Annotated in this window: 8 protein-coding genes and 2 tRNA genes; 7 read left to right on the forward strand and 3 right to left on the reverse strand. The window is 42.5% G+C overall.

The genetic code is table 11. The features are described 5' to 3' along the window. Positions 1-88 precede the first annotated feature (88 nt). The 6 genes from GTQ38_RS09810 to GTQ38_RS09835 all read left to right on the forward strand — a co-directional run bounded on the left by GTQ38_RS09810 (position 89) and on the right by GTQ38_RS09835 (position 11,600). Complete coding sequence (locus GTQ38_RS09810; RefSeq protein WP_161435338.1) at positions 89-3,067, forward strand: SusC/RagA family TonB-linked outer membrane protein; 2,979 nt, start codon at positions 89-91, stop codon at positions 3,065-3,067. A 12-nt stretch (positions 3,068-3,079) separates the two neighbouring features. After that, positions 3,080-4,693, forward strand: a complete 1,614-nt coding sequence (locus tag GTQ38_RS09815) for a RagB/SusD family nutrient uptake outer membrane protein (RefSeq protein ID WP_161435339.1) — start codon at positions 3,080-3,082, stop codon at positions 4,691-4,693. Between the two features lie 19 nt (positions 4,694-4,712). Then, positions 4,713-5,852 (forward strand): SusE domain-containing protein, encoded by a 1,140-nt coding sequence (locus GTQ38_RS09820; protein ID WP_161435340.1) that lies wholly within the window; start codon positions 4,713-4,715, stop codon positions 5,850-5,852. Positions 5,853-5,915: 63 nt separating this feature from the next. Next, entirely contained in the window at positions 5,916-7,388 is a 1,473-nt protein-coding gene (locus GTQ38_RS09825; protein WP_238857888.1) for an alpha-amylase, read from the forward strand. A gap of 320 nt (positions 7,389-7,708) precedes the next feature. Then, positions 7,709-9,574 carry a helix-turn-helix domain-containing protein gene (locus GTQ38_RS09830; protein ID WP_161435341.1) on the forward strand — a complete coding sequence of 622 codons (1,866 nt, stop codon included), beginning with the start codon at positions 7,709-7,711 and terminating at the stop codon, positions 9,572-9,574. 160 nt (positions 9,575-9,734) lie between these two features. After that, positions 9,735-11,600, forward strand: a complete 1,866-nt coding sequence (locus GTQ38_RS09835) for a glycoside hydrolase family 13 protein (protein ID WP_161435342.1) — start codon at positions 9,735-9,737, stop codon at positions 11,598-11,600. A gap of 308 nt (positions 11,601-11,908) precedes the next feature. Here GTQ38_RS09835 and GTQ38_RS09840 read toward each other — a convergent pair. Beyond that, positions 11,909-11,983, reverse strand: a tRNA-Pro gene (locus tag GTQ38_RS09840). Between the two features lie 307 nt (positions 11,984-12,290). Continuing rightward, positions 12,291-12,374, reverse strand: a tRNA-Ser gene (locus tag GTQ38_RS09845). A gap of 326 nt (positions 12,375-12,700) precedes the next feature. Here GTQ38_RS09845 and GTQ38_RS09850 point away from each other — a divergent pair. After that, entirely contained in the window at positions 12,701-14,035 is a 1,335-nt protein-coding gene (locus GTQ38_RS09850) for a Gfo/Idh/MocA family protein (protein ID WP_161435343.1), read from the forward strand. A gap of 29 nt (positions 14,036-14,064) precedes the next feature. Here GTQ38_RS09850 and GTQ38_RS09855 read toward each other — a convergent pair whose 3' ends face one another. Then, positions 14,065-14,892: an amidohydrolase family protein gene (locus GTQ38_RS09855; RefSeq protein WP_161435344.1), complete on the reverse strand. Its 828-nt coding sequence runs from the start codon at positions 14,890-14,892 to the stop codon at positions 14,065-14,067. Between the last annotated feature and the right edge of the window lies 1 nt (position 14,893).

Consider the following 14,893-nt stretch of genomic DNA (forward strand, 5'->3'; position numbering starts at 1 on the left):
AATGAAGCGAAATTTTATGGCTTCGATAATATTTTTAACAAAATTTTTACAATTTCTAAATCAAAGCTAACATCAAACTACACTTGATATGAATGAGAAAACTTCAAGGTTATTGTTGATGCTCTTTCTAATTCCGCTCTGGGTATTGAGCCAAGATGGGGTAACAGGTACGGTAACAGAAGAAGGCACTAACGAGCCCCTTCCGGGCGTCAATGTAATTATTAAAGGAACTACCACCGGAACCACCACCGATTTTGATGGCGTTTATCAAATTTCGGCAAATATTGGCGACATACTCATCTTTTCCTATATCGGATTTAGAACCGTTGAAGTCACTGTAACTTCAGGAAATTTGGATATTTCATTGACGGAAGATGCCGCGGCGTTGGAAGAAGTAGTGGTAATAGGTTATGGTACCACTACGAAGAAAGATGCCACAGGTTCCGTAATCGGTGTTACGGAGGAAGAATTGAACCAGGGTTTCATAGCTTCGCCTCAAGACCTTTTGGTAGGTAAGGCAGCTGGTGTTAACATCACCACCAATGGAGGTGCGCCAGGTAGCGGTAGCCAAATTAGGATTCGGGGTGGATCTTCACTGGACGCAAGCAATGACCCCTTGATCATTATTGACGGGGTTCCACTGGACAGTCCGGGGCTGGATGAACAACGGAATTCTGGATCACGAAACGTTTTTGATTTTGTGAACCCAAATGACATTTCTTCCTTTTCTATTCTTAAGGATGCTTCGGCAACGGCAATCTATGGATCAAGAGCTTCAAATGGTGTTATAATCATCACTACAAAAAAGGGAACCACCGGAGATCTTAAGTTCTCTCTGAATTCTTCTGTCTCGGTAAATACGTTAAAGGAGGTTGTAGGAGTATTCAGTGCTGAAGATTATCGTGAACTTATTGGGCAACGCCTGCCTGGCCGTGTTGAAGATTTGGGCCAGGCAAATACAAATTGGCAAGAGCAGATTTTTTCATCGGCCACAGGAACCGACACCAATTTTAGCGTAAGTGGCGGAATCAAGGGAATTCCCTTCAGGGCATCTATAGGTTATACCCAGCTGGATGGCATTCTTAAAACTGAAGCTTTGGAGCGTACCACTTTGGCACTTAACGTCACACCAAGACTCTTCGATGATAAACTGAAGATAGAAATCAATGGTAGGGGCTCTTATGTGGAGAACAATTTCGCGGATACAGGAGCTATTGGCAGTGCATTGGAGTTTGACCCCACTCAACCGGTTTTTGCCTCGGATCTTCCAGGTGGTTTCTTTGACTACTATGAAGCAGATGGCTCAGCGACTACCAACACCATAAATAACCCACTCGCCTTATTGGAACTTCGGGATAACAATGCCATTGCAAGAAGGTTTGTGGGAAATGCAAAATTCGATTACAATTTACACTTCTTTCCGGATATCACAGCGACATTGAATCTGGGTATTGATAAATCTATAGGAGACGGTACGGACAATCAGCCGGCTACCTTAGCGGCCCAGGCCATCGTAGATGGAAGGATAAGGACCTTTGAGCAGGACGAAGAGAATAAATTGATGGATGTTTATTTAAAGTATGCCAAAGAATTTGAAAAAATTAACTCTCGTCTTGACTTTACCGCGGGTTATTCCTATCAAAATTTTTATGAAGACCGAATGAGCGTAGATCTAAGAGGGGACGGTGTTGGAGATCCTTTGGTCATCAACACTATTTTAGAAAGCAACTTACAATCGTTCTTTGGGCGCTTCAACTACACCTTCAAAGATAGGTATCTGTTGACCTTGACCTACAGAAGGGATGGTTCCTCACGTTTCGGAGGTGATAACCGTTGGGGTAATTTTCCGGCCGCGGCATTGGCCTGGAACATAAGCGATGAAAGTTTCCTGGCTAATTCCAATACGCTTTCCAATCTAAAGCTCAGGTTGGGTTGGGGTATTACCGGGCAGCAAGACGTATTGCAAGGTACCGATACGCAACCCTTTTTACCACAGTTTGCACCAAGCGAAAATGGAGCATCCACTCAATTAGGGCAAGATGCCAACGGTAACCCCATCTTCGTTACAACTATAAGGGCCCAGCCTTTCGATGCCAACATCAAATGGGAAGAAACGACAACCTATAATATTGGTATGGATTTTGGTCTTTTTGATAACCGGATAAGTGGCGCCATTGAATTGTACTATCGTGAAACTGAAGATCTTTTGAGTACCGTCAATGTAGCTGCCGGAAGTAACCTTACCAACCGTCTTCCTACCAATATCGGAAGCCTTACCAATAAAGGGGTGGAGTTTTTTCTGGATGCCGCGGTTTTCGATACTCAAGATTTCAATTGGAATCTTGGTTTCAACTTTGCATATAACGAAAACGAAATTGATCGTCTCTTCCAAACAGGAAATGATCCAGGGAGTGGTATTCCTGTGAGTGGGACATCATTGATTGGAATTGGAGGCGATGATGGAGCGCAATGGCATTTAGTGGGCCAACCCACCAGAAGTTACTTTGTATTTGAACAAATATACGATGAACAAGGCCGACCCATTGAAGGCGTAGTGAGGGATTTAAATAATGATGGGGTCATCAATGATTTGGATAGAAGACCATATAAACAGGCTGCTCCCTTGGCTGTCTTTGGACTGAATAGTAGATTTACTTATAAACAATTTGACTTCAGTTTTTCCGCGCGCGCCAATTACGGCAATTACAATTATAATGGTATAGACCTTAACAGAGGTAACTATAGGAATCTGAACGTTGGTCAGGATTTAAGAAATGTGGCCACTTCGGTTTTGCAATCCAACTTTGAAGGTACCAGTAATCAGATAACATTTTCAGACTACTATGTTCGGGATGCCTCTTTCATTCGAATGGATAATATGACCCTGGGCTATACTTTTAACAATCTATGGAAAGAAGACGCAAGAATGCGAATTTTTAGTACGCTTCAGAACGTATTCGTAATTACCGATTATGATGGTCTTGACCCGGAGATAACGAACGGAATTGATAATAATATTTACCCAAGACCTTTTACAATACAAGCAGGATTGTCATTAGACTTTTAAAAACAAAGAGAGATGAAGATCAATAAAATATATAAATTCCTTTTTATCCTGGTATTCAGCCTGGCTCTTTTAGGTTGCACGGATGATTTGGATGACATTGATACAAATAACGTCAACTCCGTAAATGCTTTTGACGACCCTGAAAGTTATCTACAGTTTTTGGCCAAAATATATGCGGGGTATTCAGTCACCGGACAACAGGGACCATCCGGACAGGGAGACCTTATCGGTTTTGATGAAGGTAATTCACAATATATCAGAACCTATTTCTATTTGAACGAACTCACTGCAGATGCGGTGAAGTGGCGATACGATGATGCCGGGGTCGGAGAACTTTTGATCAATACCTGGACACCTGACAATGACGTGATTTCTGTTGTATATAACCGGATCATTTTTCAGGTAACACAGGCTAATGAGTTTTTAAGACAGACCACGCAATCGGTTTTGGATAGCAGAAATGTTCCGGCCGATGTTCAAACTGATGTAGCTTTCTATCGAGCCGAAGCAAGATTCCTCAGAGCTCTAAGTTATTACCATGCGCTCGAGATTTTTGGAGGAAACGTTCCCTTTGTGACTGAAGACAACTTGCCTGGTGCGGTTTTACCAGAACAAACAAATGCCAGTGCCTTATTTAGTTACATAGAATCCGAACTGCTTGAAATTGCGGATTTGTTGGTGCCAGCCAGACAAAACGGATATGGACGTGCCGATCAGGCCGCTGCATGGACACTCCTGGCACGACTTTACCTCAATGCACAGGTGTATATAGGAGAAGATCGTTATAGTGACTGCTTAAGTTTTTGCGACCGGGTAATTGGTGCAGGCTATTCGCTTCACCCGAATTACAACGAATTGTTCCTGGCAGATAACAATACCGCCCAGGGAATCATATTCCCCATCACCCACGACGGAATAGAAACACAGTCCTTTGGCTACATGTTCATTATGGTGAATGGCACATTGGATGCCAACATCAACTCCTCTGGCGATTTCGGGGCGAACACGGGTGGATTCGCAGCACTTACATGCAAAGAAAACTTTGTGCGCTTATTCGAATTTCCGGGTGATGATCCCTTTCAGGATAGCCCGGATGTAAGAGCTTCTTTCTTCTTTAAAGATGGACATTCGCTGGAACTTACTTCTCCTCCCACGGGAAGCGATTTTCAAGAAGGATTTGGCTATACAAAATTCAGGAACTTGACTTCCGGCGGTTCGCCTGGACAAGACAATACCTATCCGGATATCGATTTGCCCCTATTCCGCCTGGCAGATGTGTTTTTGATGTACGCAGAAGCATTCCTTAGAGGAGGAGGTGGTGATGAGGCCACCGCATTAGGCTACGTAAACGATATTAGACAGCGAGCTTATGGAGATGCCTCCGGAAACGTTACCGCCATCGACCTTCAGTTCATATTGGATGAGAGAGGACGGGAACTCGGCTGGGAAGGCTATCGTAGAACAGACTTGATACGTTTCCAGCAATATACCGGAAACACCTATTTATGGGACTGGAAAGGAGGAGTGGAAAACGGAACCTCCTTACCGGATCATTTAAGCATTTTCCCCTTACCGTCAGGAGATCTCAATGCCAATCCCAACTTAGACCAAAACCCAGGATATTAATTTAAAATTGTTAATGAAGATGAAATATTTAGGAAAACTATTAGCATTCGTACTGGTGTTCTCATTACTTGCCTGTGATGAGGATGATACTGTGGAAGTAGCATCAGTAGTAGCGGCACCGATCTTGTCCTCTCAATTGAATGGAACTACTATCGTGCTTACCGAAGCGACTGCGTCCAATATAGCTGTTACCTTTACGTGGTCCCCGGCAGATTTTGATGTCACCACCGTGGAAAGCTATGAACTTTTAATGGGAATAGCGGGGAATGACTTTGCAACACCACATAGTTTTGGAAACACCGCCAATACTTTTGTTTCCATGACTGTAGATGAACTCAACGACCTGTTAGAAGAAGTTTTTCTTCAAACAGTAACAAGGGATGCGGATGATAACATCATTCCGGTACAAATGGAAGCTAAAGTTATAGCCTCATTAGGCAGCTCGCTGTCCATTGAATCCGATGTTATTTCCTTTAGTGTGGTACCGTTTGAACCTTCCGCACCGATCGAACCCGAAGAATTCTTTGTAGTCGGAAGCTTTCTCGCTGCAAGCGGTTACGGCAATGATTGGACTCCTTCAGATGCAGTCCGTATTGCAGCTACTCTGGACGACCCGGAAGATTTTGAAGGTTTTGTAAATATGGCCGTGGATGGTGCACAATACAAGTTCTTGCCCACCAACGAAAGTTTTGATGGTGATTATGGAGACACTGGAGATTCTGACGGAACATTTTCGGGTACCATAGAACAGGATGGAGAGGTAAACTGCGGAACCCCTGATGGTACTGCAGGCTATTATCTGGTTCGTATGAACACTGAAGACCTTACCTATTCCCTTCAAAAAGCAGATTGGGCTTTAACTGGAGCAGCTACACCCAATGGATGGCCCGATGATGCGGATCCAGTAGGTACAGCGGATCAGGATATGACCTACGACCCTGATAACCGGATATGGTATATAGACGTTAACTTAACTGCCGGAGAATTTAAGTTCAGGGCAAACGATGCATGGGACATTAATTTAGGTGCCGACGACAACGGAGACGGTTCCATGAACTTTGGCGGCGCAAATTTAAGCGTGGATAACGGTGGAAACTACAGAGTAGTACTTGACCTTAGCAATGCCAGGCAATACAGTTATTCCGTTACACCGAATTAAATCTTTAAGGTTAGAAGACGGTCTATATGGCCTTTTCTAACTAAAGGGTAATCTTTAAATGACATGATGAAAAAATTATATAATTCACTTTTCGCTTTGCCAATGAATTTTTCTATCGTAAAACGATTCCTGATTATCGGGCTTTTACTGGCAGGACCTATAGTTCTAATATCCTGTTCCGATGTTTTTGATCAGCCTTCAGGTCTTGTAGAGGCTTCCAATATCGAAGTACCTCCTTTAGAGGGTCAGGATCTTACTTCTTTTTTAAATGGTAACGGGGTAATGATGCAGGCTTTTTATTGGGATGTGGAACCTCGCTTTGATTGGTGGGACCTTATCGCTGACAAGACTGATGAATGGGCTGCCGCCGGTATTGACAGAATTTGGTTGCCACCTGCTTCAAAAGGACAGTCCGGTGGTTTCTCAATGGGTTACGACCCTTCAGATTATTATGACCTGGGAGAATATTTTCAACATGGTACCACCGAAACAAGGTTTGGTTCTCGTGAAGAATTGGACAATTTAATCGCCAGGGCCCATGAGAACAATATCGAAGTAGTCGCGGATATCGTCATGGGACATAACAGTGGCGGAGGTCCAGAGTTCAATCCGTATCGCGGCAAGGAAACGTTTACCCTCTTCAACGAAACGAACGGGAATGCCTCAGGATTGTTCAACAGAAGTTTTGAGGATTATCATCCAAATAGCATACACAACAACGATGAGGAAGCCCTCTTTTTTGAAGAGCAGGACCTGTGTCATCTTCAGGATAATGTTCAAAACTGGTTATGGAAATTCGATAACTCAGTTGCCAAATACTATAAAAATACTGTTGGTTTTGATGGTTGGCGATTTGATTATGTAAAAAGTTTTAGCCCAGAGTTTGTATCCGCTTGGGTGGATGAAGTTGGTGGGTGGTCCGTTGGTGAATTCTTCGATGGCAACGCCAATTTGGTTAGGGAGTGGGTGGCCGCTGCCGGAGTCAATGCCTTTGATTTCCCCTGCCTGTTTCAAATGAGGGACGCATTTGAACGAAACGACCTGAGCATCCTGCAAAATGGAGACATGCTCTGGAAGACGAATCCCGGCGATGCCGTGACCTTTGTTGCAAATCACGACACGGACAGAGAACCCGTAATCGAGGAAGAATATAAACTTTTTGCTTATGCATTTATCCTGACGCACCCTGGATATCCGACCCTTTTTTATCTGGATTATGAGAATGAAGAGTTCAAAGAAAAGCTAAATCAACTTATTTTAATTAATAGGACTATCGCTACCGGAGATTTAGAGGTTTTGTACTCGGATGGAGATGAATACATCGCCTCAAGAAGTGGCGATGGAGATAATCCTGGCCTCGTAATTTATATTAACAGGAACGGACTTGAATTAAGCAGAGAGGTTACAACGCATTGGGCTGGTCAAGAACTGCATGATTATATAGGTGGTATAACCACCGGACTTTCCACAGATGACAGTGGAACAGTATTGCTAAAAGCCCCGGCCAACGGATATGCAGTTTGGTCAATAAAATAAATAACTCCTATAAGGGATAAAATTGATGGAATCACCCTTCCATCGATATCAAAGTTATTCTTATTTCGTATAACCCGTGATCATAGGGTTATAAGTAATTTTTTGAGTTTAGTTAATTTTAGTTTTAAACCCTAGTCAGATTCTGGCTAGGGTCTTGACATTTTTATACGGTCATACAAAAGAATTGTCTTTCAGTTTCCTACAATGGAAATATGTGATTTCTACTTAGACAAATAATATAAAATCAGCTGTACACGGTGAAATTTCCTAAAAAATCAATAAATTATTGTCAGATTGTAGACTTTACCTGCGTTTGAATTATGCTGTCCAATAGAATTTGTGGTGAACAATCAGTGCTTTTAAAGGCGTTACAGTTTATTGTATTCCTTGCGCTGATTCCCGTAGCTGCTCAAACCACCATTATTATCCAGGATATTCCGCCAAGCACCCCCAAATCAGACATTTTGTATGTAGCCGGTTCTTTTAATAATTGGAATGCCTCCGACCCTGACTATAGCTTTAAATTGAACGCTGATGGAAAGTATGGCCTTACAATACCTGAATACATCGATCAGTCTATCCTGGCCTATAAAATTACCAGGGGGAGTTGGGAAAAAGTTGAAGTCGGTCACGAAGGACACCCGACTTTGGTTCGGAAATTCTCCCCGAAGAAAACTTCCAGAGATACCATATTCCTTACAGTTTCAGGTTGGGCAGATATAATCGGAAAGGTAAAAAATGCGAGGATGGTAACCGTAAATGTGGTGAAGATCCCTGAAGGAACACCTCCGGAAGCTCCTATTTATGTTACTGGAAATTTTAATGGATGGGTTCCGGGAGATAAGCGTTATGAATTACTCAAGACTTCAAATGGTCATTGGCAAACGCAGGTTCCCGTAATTTTTGATCTTTTGGAATATAAATTCACCAGGGGAAACTGGCCCACTGTCGAAGGAAAGGCTTACGGAAGACCACGATTGAATAGAAAGACCAAAATAGAACCGAAAACTTCCACTATAGAGGCTTCCATTTCTCATTGGGAGGACCAATCTTTTGGCCTTTTCAACCCTTACACCCTGGTGTTGCTGCTGTCAGCAGTGCAGGGGCTGCTTCTCGTATTGATCATCAATTCTTTCGAAAACAATAACAAAAGGGCCAATAGATTTCTTAGCGTGCTTATTTTCCTTATTTCCTTTGCCCTGGCTTCTCGTGTTTCCATCTATGATCGCAGTGTTTATGAAGCTTTTCCAAGACTTGCATTATTTCCGGACATAGTCTATTTTCTCTATGCCCCCATATTTTTGTTTTACATCAATCAACTATTAAATTCCTCCGAAAAGCTATCTCGTAAGACCTGGTTTCATTTCATTCCCTTTTTTGTTCAGCTTATTATCTACATTCAGTTTTTTTTAGAGCCCACACACATTTTTGTGGAAAGAGGAATAATTCGACTATCGCACCCGCCTATTTATGTTGCGGTTAGTGCGGCAGCACTTTTATTCAATGCAATTTATTGGTTTAAGATCAGGTCCATAGTCAAAACCTATTTTAGCAATATGGGTAACACTATTTCGAATTATCAAAACATTACATACTTGAAAAATATTATGGTGGTAAAATGGGTCTGTTTAGTCTTTTGGTTACTCATCTACCTTGTAGGGGCAATTGGAATACTTTTCAATTTTGACACCATCAACATAACTAACGCAATGGTAGACTTCAATTGGATTCTATTCTCTTTAACCGTATATATTCTTGGGTATTTTGCGATTAAACAGCCGGAGATCTTTAAAATTCAGCCCATAGAGATCCTCGAAAATGCAAAATCAGTTCCAAACGACCGGGAAATTATCCATCTACAGAGTCAACTAAAAACCGTTATGGATACTGAAAAGCTCTATTTGAATCCAACCTTGAATTTACCTGAATTAGCAGATCGATTGAATTCTAGTGTTCATATCATGTCGAGGACTATTAATGAAGGGTTTGGTAAAAATTTCCGTGACTTTGTAAATCAGTACCGCGTACAGGATTTTATTGAAAGGGTTGAGCAGGAGGGATACAAAAATCATACTTTTCTCGGCATAGCCCTTGACGTTGGTTTTAACTCCAAATCCTCTTTCAATAGATCGTTTAAAAAAGTTGTTGGGAAAACTCCAAGTGAATATTTCAATAGCCCCAAATAAGAAGAAATACTTGTCTTATTATCTTTCCTGCAAATAAATAACATGTCAGTTTATAAGTTGGGGCGAAATGATTTCTATAAATCAATAGATTAACGCTGACTTAGACTTTTAGATCAAATAACTGCAGGAACTAGATAATCTTCCACATAAGACCTTCACTATGATACGAATTCCCTTTTTAATATCCGTTTTTTCTTTTTTGATGGTATACTCAGGATATACCCAGAAACAGCATATTAGTAGGATAGAACCGCCCAATTGGTGGGTCGGGATGTCTTTTAACGAAATAGAATTATTGGTGTACGGCGAAGAGATAGGTATGTATTCCGCTCGTTTAGAGACCTATTCCGGCGTAAAACTAAAAGGAACTAAAACGGTTCTTAACAAGAACTATTTGTTTCTGACTTTAGAAATTGCGGATGAGGCGCAGTCTGGCACACTAAATTTTACTTTTTCAAGAGACAACCAGCAACCTTTTTCATATTCCTATCCTCTCCTTCAAAGGGACGAGGCAAGGAAAAAACTCAAAGGATTTGATTCTTCAGATGCCATTTATTTGATAACCCCGGATAGGTTCGTCAATGGCAATACAAGAAATGATAATGTTAGCGGATTAATGGATAAAGCCAATCGATCTGACAAAGGAGGTAGACATGGGGGAGATATAGAAGGCATTATGAAAAATCTTGATTATATCAAAGATCTGGGCTTTACCGCGATTTGGCTCAATCCCGTTTTGGAAAATGATATGCCAAAAAACAGCTATCATGGATACGCCACTACCGATTTTTACAAGGTAGACCCCCGGTATGGATCTAATGAATTGTTCAAGGAAATGTGTATGGATGCGGCCGAAAAGGGGATAAAGGTTATTATGGATATGATTGCTAATCACTGTGGTCTGGAACATTGGTGGATGAAGGACTTGCCCTCTGAAGATTGGATAAATCAATGGCCGGAGTATACAGGAACAAATCATAGGAAAACCGTAATTCTGGACCCCTATGCCTCAAAGATAGATTACCGGCAATTTTTTGACGGTTGGTTTGTGCCGAGTATGCCAGATTTGAACCAACGAAACAGCTCAATGGCCAAATACCTGATTCAAAATAGTATTTGGTGGATAGAATATTCTGGTATTTCAGGTATCCGAATGGATACTTACCCTTATCCTGATATGTACTTCATGAGTGATTGGACAAAAGCCATTATGACTGAATATCCCGATTTCAATATTGTCGGAGAAGAATGGGTAACGCGTCCTGCGATCGTCTCATATTGGCAGGAAGGAAAAGAAAATCCCAATGGCTACAATTCCTATCTAAAGAGTTTAATGGATTTTCCACTTCAGAATGCCTTGGTTAATTCTTTGAACAATGAAAAAACATGGACTTCTTCCTGGACCTACCTATACGAAGAGTTAGGACAAGATTATCTGTATCCTGATCCATTGAATCTGGTAATTTTTCCTGACAACCACGACATGAGTAGAATATACACCCAACTGAATGAAGATGTGGATCTCTTAAAACTTGCTCTGGTACATACGGCTACAGTGCGAGGTATCCCACAAATCTATTATGGAACCGAAATACTTATGAAAAACCCGGGAACAGAGGACCATGGTATAATAAGATCTGATTTTCCCGGAGGTTGGGAAGGTGATAAAGTAGATGCATTCACTGGAAATGGCCTTACAGACAAGCAAAAGGATGTCCAACTATTCACAAAAAAACTATTCAATTGGAGAAAAAACGCGAAAACCATACATAAGGGTAATTTGATGCACTTTTCCCCAAAGAACGACAATGAAATTTATGTCTTTTTCAGATACGATGATTCTAATAAAATTATGATCGTCTTAAACAAGGATGAAAAGGATATAACAATTGGTTTGAATCAATACGAAGAGATATTGGGCCAAAGTTTTTCTGGCAGAGATGTACTGTCGGAAACTGAATTTGAGAATTCCAGTGAGCTTTTTGTAAAAGCTAAGAATGCTTTGATTATTGAGCTGGAAGAATAAAATCTTAACTCTTACACTGCTGGTGGTCCTTGCAATAGCTTGTGGAGTTGATTCTAATAATGGCTAGCACTTGCTTGTCTTGAGTTTTTTACTTCAGTGCTCTTTGAACTTGTACTTAAACTTAGACTTGAACTTCCCAGGATTACGCTCACTTAGTTCGCGTGATCCTGAAATGGTGTCGTTGCTCATAAAAGCTGAAAGGTCGGGTGTCACCCGACGTAGCCCGGCGAGATAAGAATTGTTTGTAAATATCAGAAAATAAAAAGCCCTCCGGCACTCTCGAAAATCTCGAGTTTTGGAGGGCGAAGTCGGGGTGGCAGGATTCGAACCTGCGACCTCCTGCTCCCAAAGCAGGCGCGATAACCGGGCTACGCTACACCCCGATGGTGTAAATTTCATATTTCAAATGCCAAACCCTAAATAGCAGAATTCAGCAGCGCCTTGGCGCGATACCGGGCGGAGTTTATCCGCCATAGCTTTAGCATAGGCGGGCTACACCCCGATGGTGTAAATTTCATATTTCAAATGCCAAACCCTAAATAGCAGAATTCAGCAGCGCCTTGGCGCGATACCGGGCGGAGTCCATCCGCCGTAGCTTTAGCATAGGCGGGCTACACCCCAAACGGTGTTAAGAACGTCTGGCGGACATGTCCGCCGAAGCCTTTTTTCCGCTAAGGAAAAAGGCGAAGGCGGAGAGACCGGGATTCGAACCCGGGCAACACTTACGCGTTGACAGATTAGCAATCTGCTCCATTACCACTCTGGCACCTCTCCAAGTAATTCAATGAACAAAGGCCGTAAAACCCGTGATCATTTGAGATCGCCTAACGAGCGGGCCAACCTGCCCGTGCAAGCTTGATTTATCAAGTTCTGCAAAGGCGGGTGCAAATGTAATTCTATATCCGAAGGAACGCAACTTTTTTGTTGTTTTTTTGAACTTATTGAAGTCAACTTAGCTAATTTTTTTATCTTCAATAGCCTCTTACTACCGAGCTTAATACCATTCCGAATATTGCCGTGATTTTAAGCTGCCAAATATTGAGGTCTGCTTAAAAATGCGTCCGGTTTATAGCCTCAATAAGCGTTTTAATCCTATAAGAATGAAAGAACAACTAACAACAACTGAAAACCCATCTCAAAATCCAAAGAACCCCCTAAGCCGAAGAGGCTTTATGCTCAAAACTACGCTAGCGCTAGGAGCGGTAACCATTGTACCCAGGCACGTATTGGGAATGGGATTTGTAGCACCGAGCGACAAGATCAACCTGGGCTTCATAGGCCTCGGAAGACAAAGCGAAGGACTTGCAAGAAGATTTATCAATGAGACTTCAGCCCAGATCATTGCGGGAAGTGATGTCTGGAGTACCAAGAACAAATGGTTCCGCAAACAGGTTCAGAAACAATATGCTGAAAAATATGGAAAAGGAAGCTATGAAGGAGTGACCACCTATGCCCAATATAAAGAGCTGCTGGAAAGAAAGGATATTGATGCAGTTGTTGTTGCTACGCCGGATCATTGGCACGCTATACAGTCAATAGATGCCATGAAAGCGGGAAAGCACCTTTTTTGTGAAAAACCCCTGTCCCATAGAGTATCCGAAGGTATAGCCATGGTAAAGACCGCTGCGGAAACCGGGGCCGTTGTGCAAACCGGTAGTATGCAGCGATCCTGGGAGAATTTCCGGAAGGCCTCAGAACTGGTCAGAAACGGCTACCTGGGAGAGATCCAAAAAGTACTTGTAAATGTAGGAGACCCCGCTCGTGACTACGACCTGCTACCTGAAAAACTACCCAAAAAGGTAGACTGGAACCTTTGGTGCGGCCCGGCACCTATGTTGGCCTATAACCATAGGTTAGCTCCATCCAAAAACAAGGTGAAATTCTGGCCGGATTGGAGAAAATTCAAGGAAACAGGAGGTGGTATCCTATGCGATTGGGGCGCACATATGTTCGATATAGCCCAATGGGCCCTGGGAATGGACCGGACAGGACCTGTAAAATACCTGCCACCGGAAAATCCAGCCGCGGTTCGTGGCCTGAGAATGTACTATGAAAACGGTATAGAAATGGTACACCAGGACTTTGATAGGGGATGGGGAGTTCGGTTTATCGGGTCTGAGGGAAGTCTTGATATCAGCAGAAATTATCTGGAGACTAACCCAGCCAGTATATTAAGCGTACAACTGAAAGACTCGGATACCCATTTGTACGATGCTAAAGGCAATCACTATCAGGATTGGTTGGATGCCATCAAAAACAAAACCAAGCCCATTTGTGACGTTCAAACCGGACATCGATCTGCGACAATTTGCAATCTTGCCAATATTGCCTATCAACTCGGCAGAGAATTGAATTGGGACCCTGTAGCAGAGAAATTTAAGGAAGACGCTGAGGCCAACGCCCTGCTAAGCAGAAAAAACAGGGACTACAGCTAAGTCTCTTGTCAAATTACAAGCAGACTATATTATAAATTGTAGAATTCCTGGGCATTGTTTCCCATGATGTCGGATTGTTCGTCCTGGCTTAAATCGCCTATGAAGTCAGTAACCAGGCTTTTTACCCGGGCATAATCTCCGGCGACGAGGCATACCGGCCAATCAGAACCATAGAGCAATCGGTCTGTCCCAAACGCTTCCAACACCAAATTCATATAAGGTTCAATCTGCTGTGCGGTCCAGGAGTGGTAGTCCGCCTCGGTGATCATGCCTGAAAGTTTGCAATACACATTCTCGTGTTTCGCCAATTCCTTCATCAGCACGGCCCATCCGTCAAAATAACCATCTTTGATGTAAGGTTTGGCCAGGTGGTCTATCACAAACTTTTGTTTTGGAAAGCGTCTTACAAATTCCAATGAAGCCCCCAGTTGATGTGGAAAGATCAGGATATCATAAGTGCTGTTAAACTTTTCCAGCATACCAATTCCCCTCAGAAAATCGGATCTCAATAAAAAATTGTGGTCCGGTTCTCCCTGTACAATGTGCCGGTATCCCTTGATTTTTTCCTCTGAATTGTATTTTTCCAGTTGTTCTTCTACATCGCCGGACCGGAAGTCTACCCAACCCACAACTCCTCTTATAAATTCGTTTTCCTTGGCAAGACCCAGGAGAAAATCGGTTTCATCCAGACTTTGATCCGCCTGAACCGCAACACATCCGTCAACCCCGTTCTCCGCATACACCAATTTCAGGTCCTCAGGCATAAAACTCTTTCTGATGACGGCCATTTCATCATTGATCCACGAGTGCTTTACGGGGTCGTACTTCCAAAAATGTTGATGCGAGTCTATAATCATA

Source organism: Poritiphilus flavus (assembly GCF_009901585.1).
Classification (GTDB): domain Bacteria; phylum Bacteroidota; class Bacteroidia; order Flavobacteriales; family Flavobacteriaceae; genus Poritiphilus; species Poritiphilus flavus.

Excerpts from the sequence above, each read along its gene's own strand:
- GTQ38_RS09830 (WP_161435341.1), top strand. The coding sequence starts at position 7,709 with ATGCTGTCCAATAGAATTTGTGGTGAACAATCAGTGCTTTTAAAGGCG.
- GTQ38_RS09810 (WP_161435338.1), top strand. The coding sequence starts at position 89 with ATGAATGAGAAAACTTCAAGGTTATTGTTGATGCTCTTTCTAATTCCG.
- GTQ38_RS09835 (WP_161435342.1), top strand. The coding sequence starts at position 9,735 with ATGATACGAATTCCCTTTTTAATATCCGTTTTTTCTTTTTTGATGGTA.
- GTQ38_RS09825 (WP_238857888.1), top strand. The coding sequence starts at position 5,916 with ATGATGAAAAAATTATATAATTCACTTTTCGCTTTGCCAATGAATTTT.
- GTQ38_RS09815 (WP_161435339.1), top strand. The coding sequence starts at position 3,080 with ATGAAGATCAATAAAATATATAAATTCCTTTTTATCCTGGTATTCAGC.
- GTQ38_RS09855 (WP_161435344.1), bottom strand. The coding sequence starts at position 14,892 with ATGATTATAGACTCGCATCAACATTTTTGGAAGTACGACCCCGTAAAG.
- GTQ38_RS09850 (WP_161435343.1), top strand. The coding sequence starts at position 12,701 with ATGAAAGAACAACTAACAACAACTGAAAACCCATCTCAAAATCCAAAG.
- GTQ38_RS09820 (WP_161435340.1), top strand. The coding sequence starts at position 4,713 with ATGAAATATTTAGGAAAACTATTAGCATTCGTACTGGTGTTCTCATTA.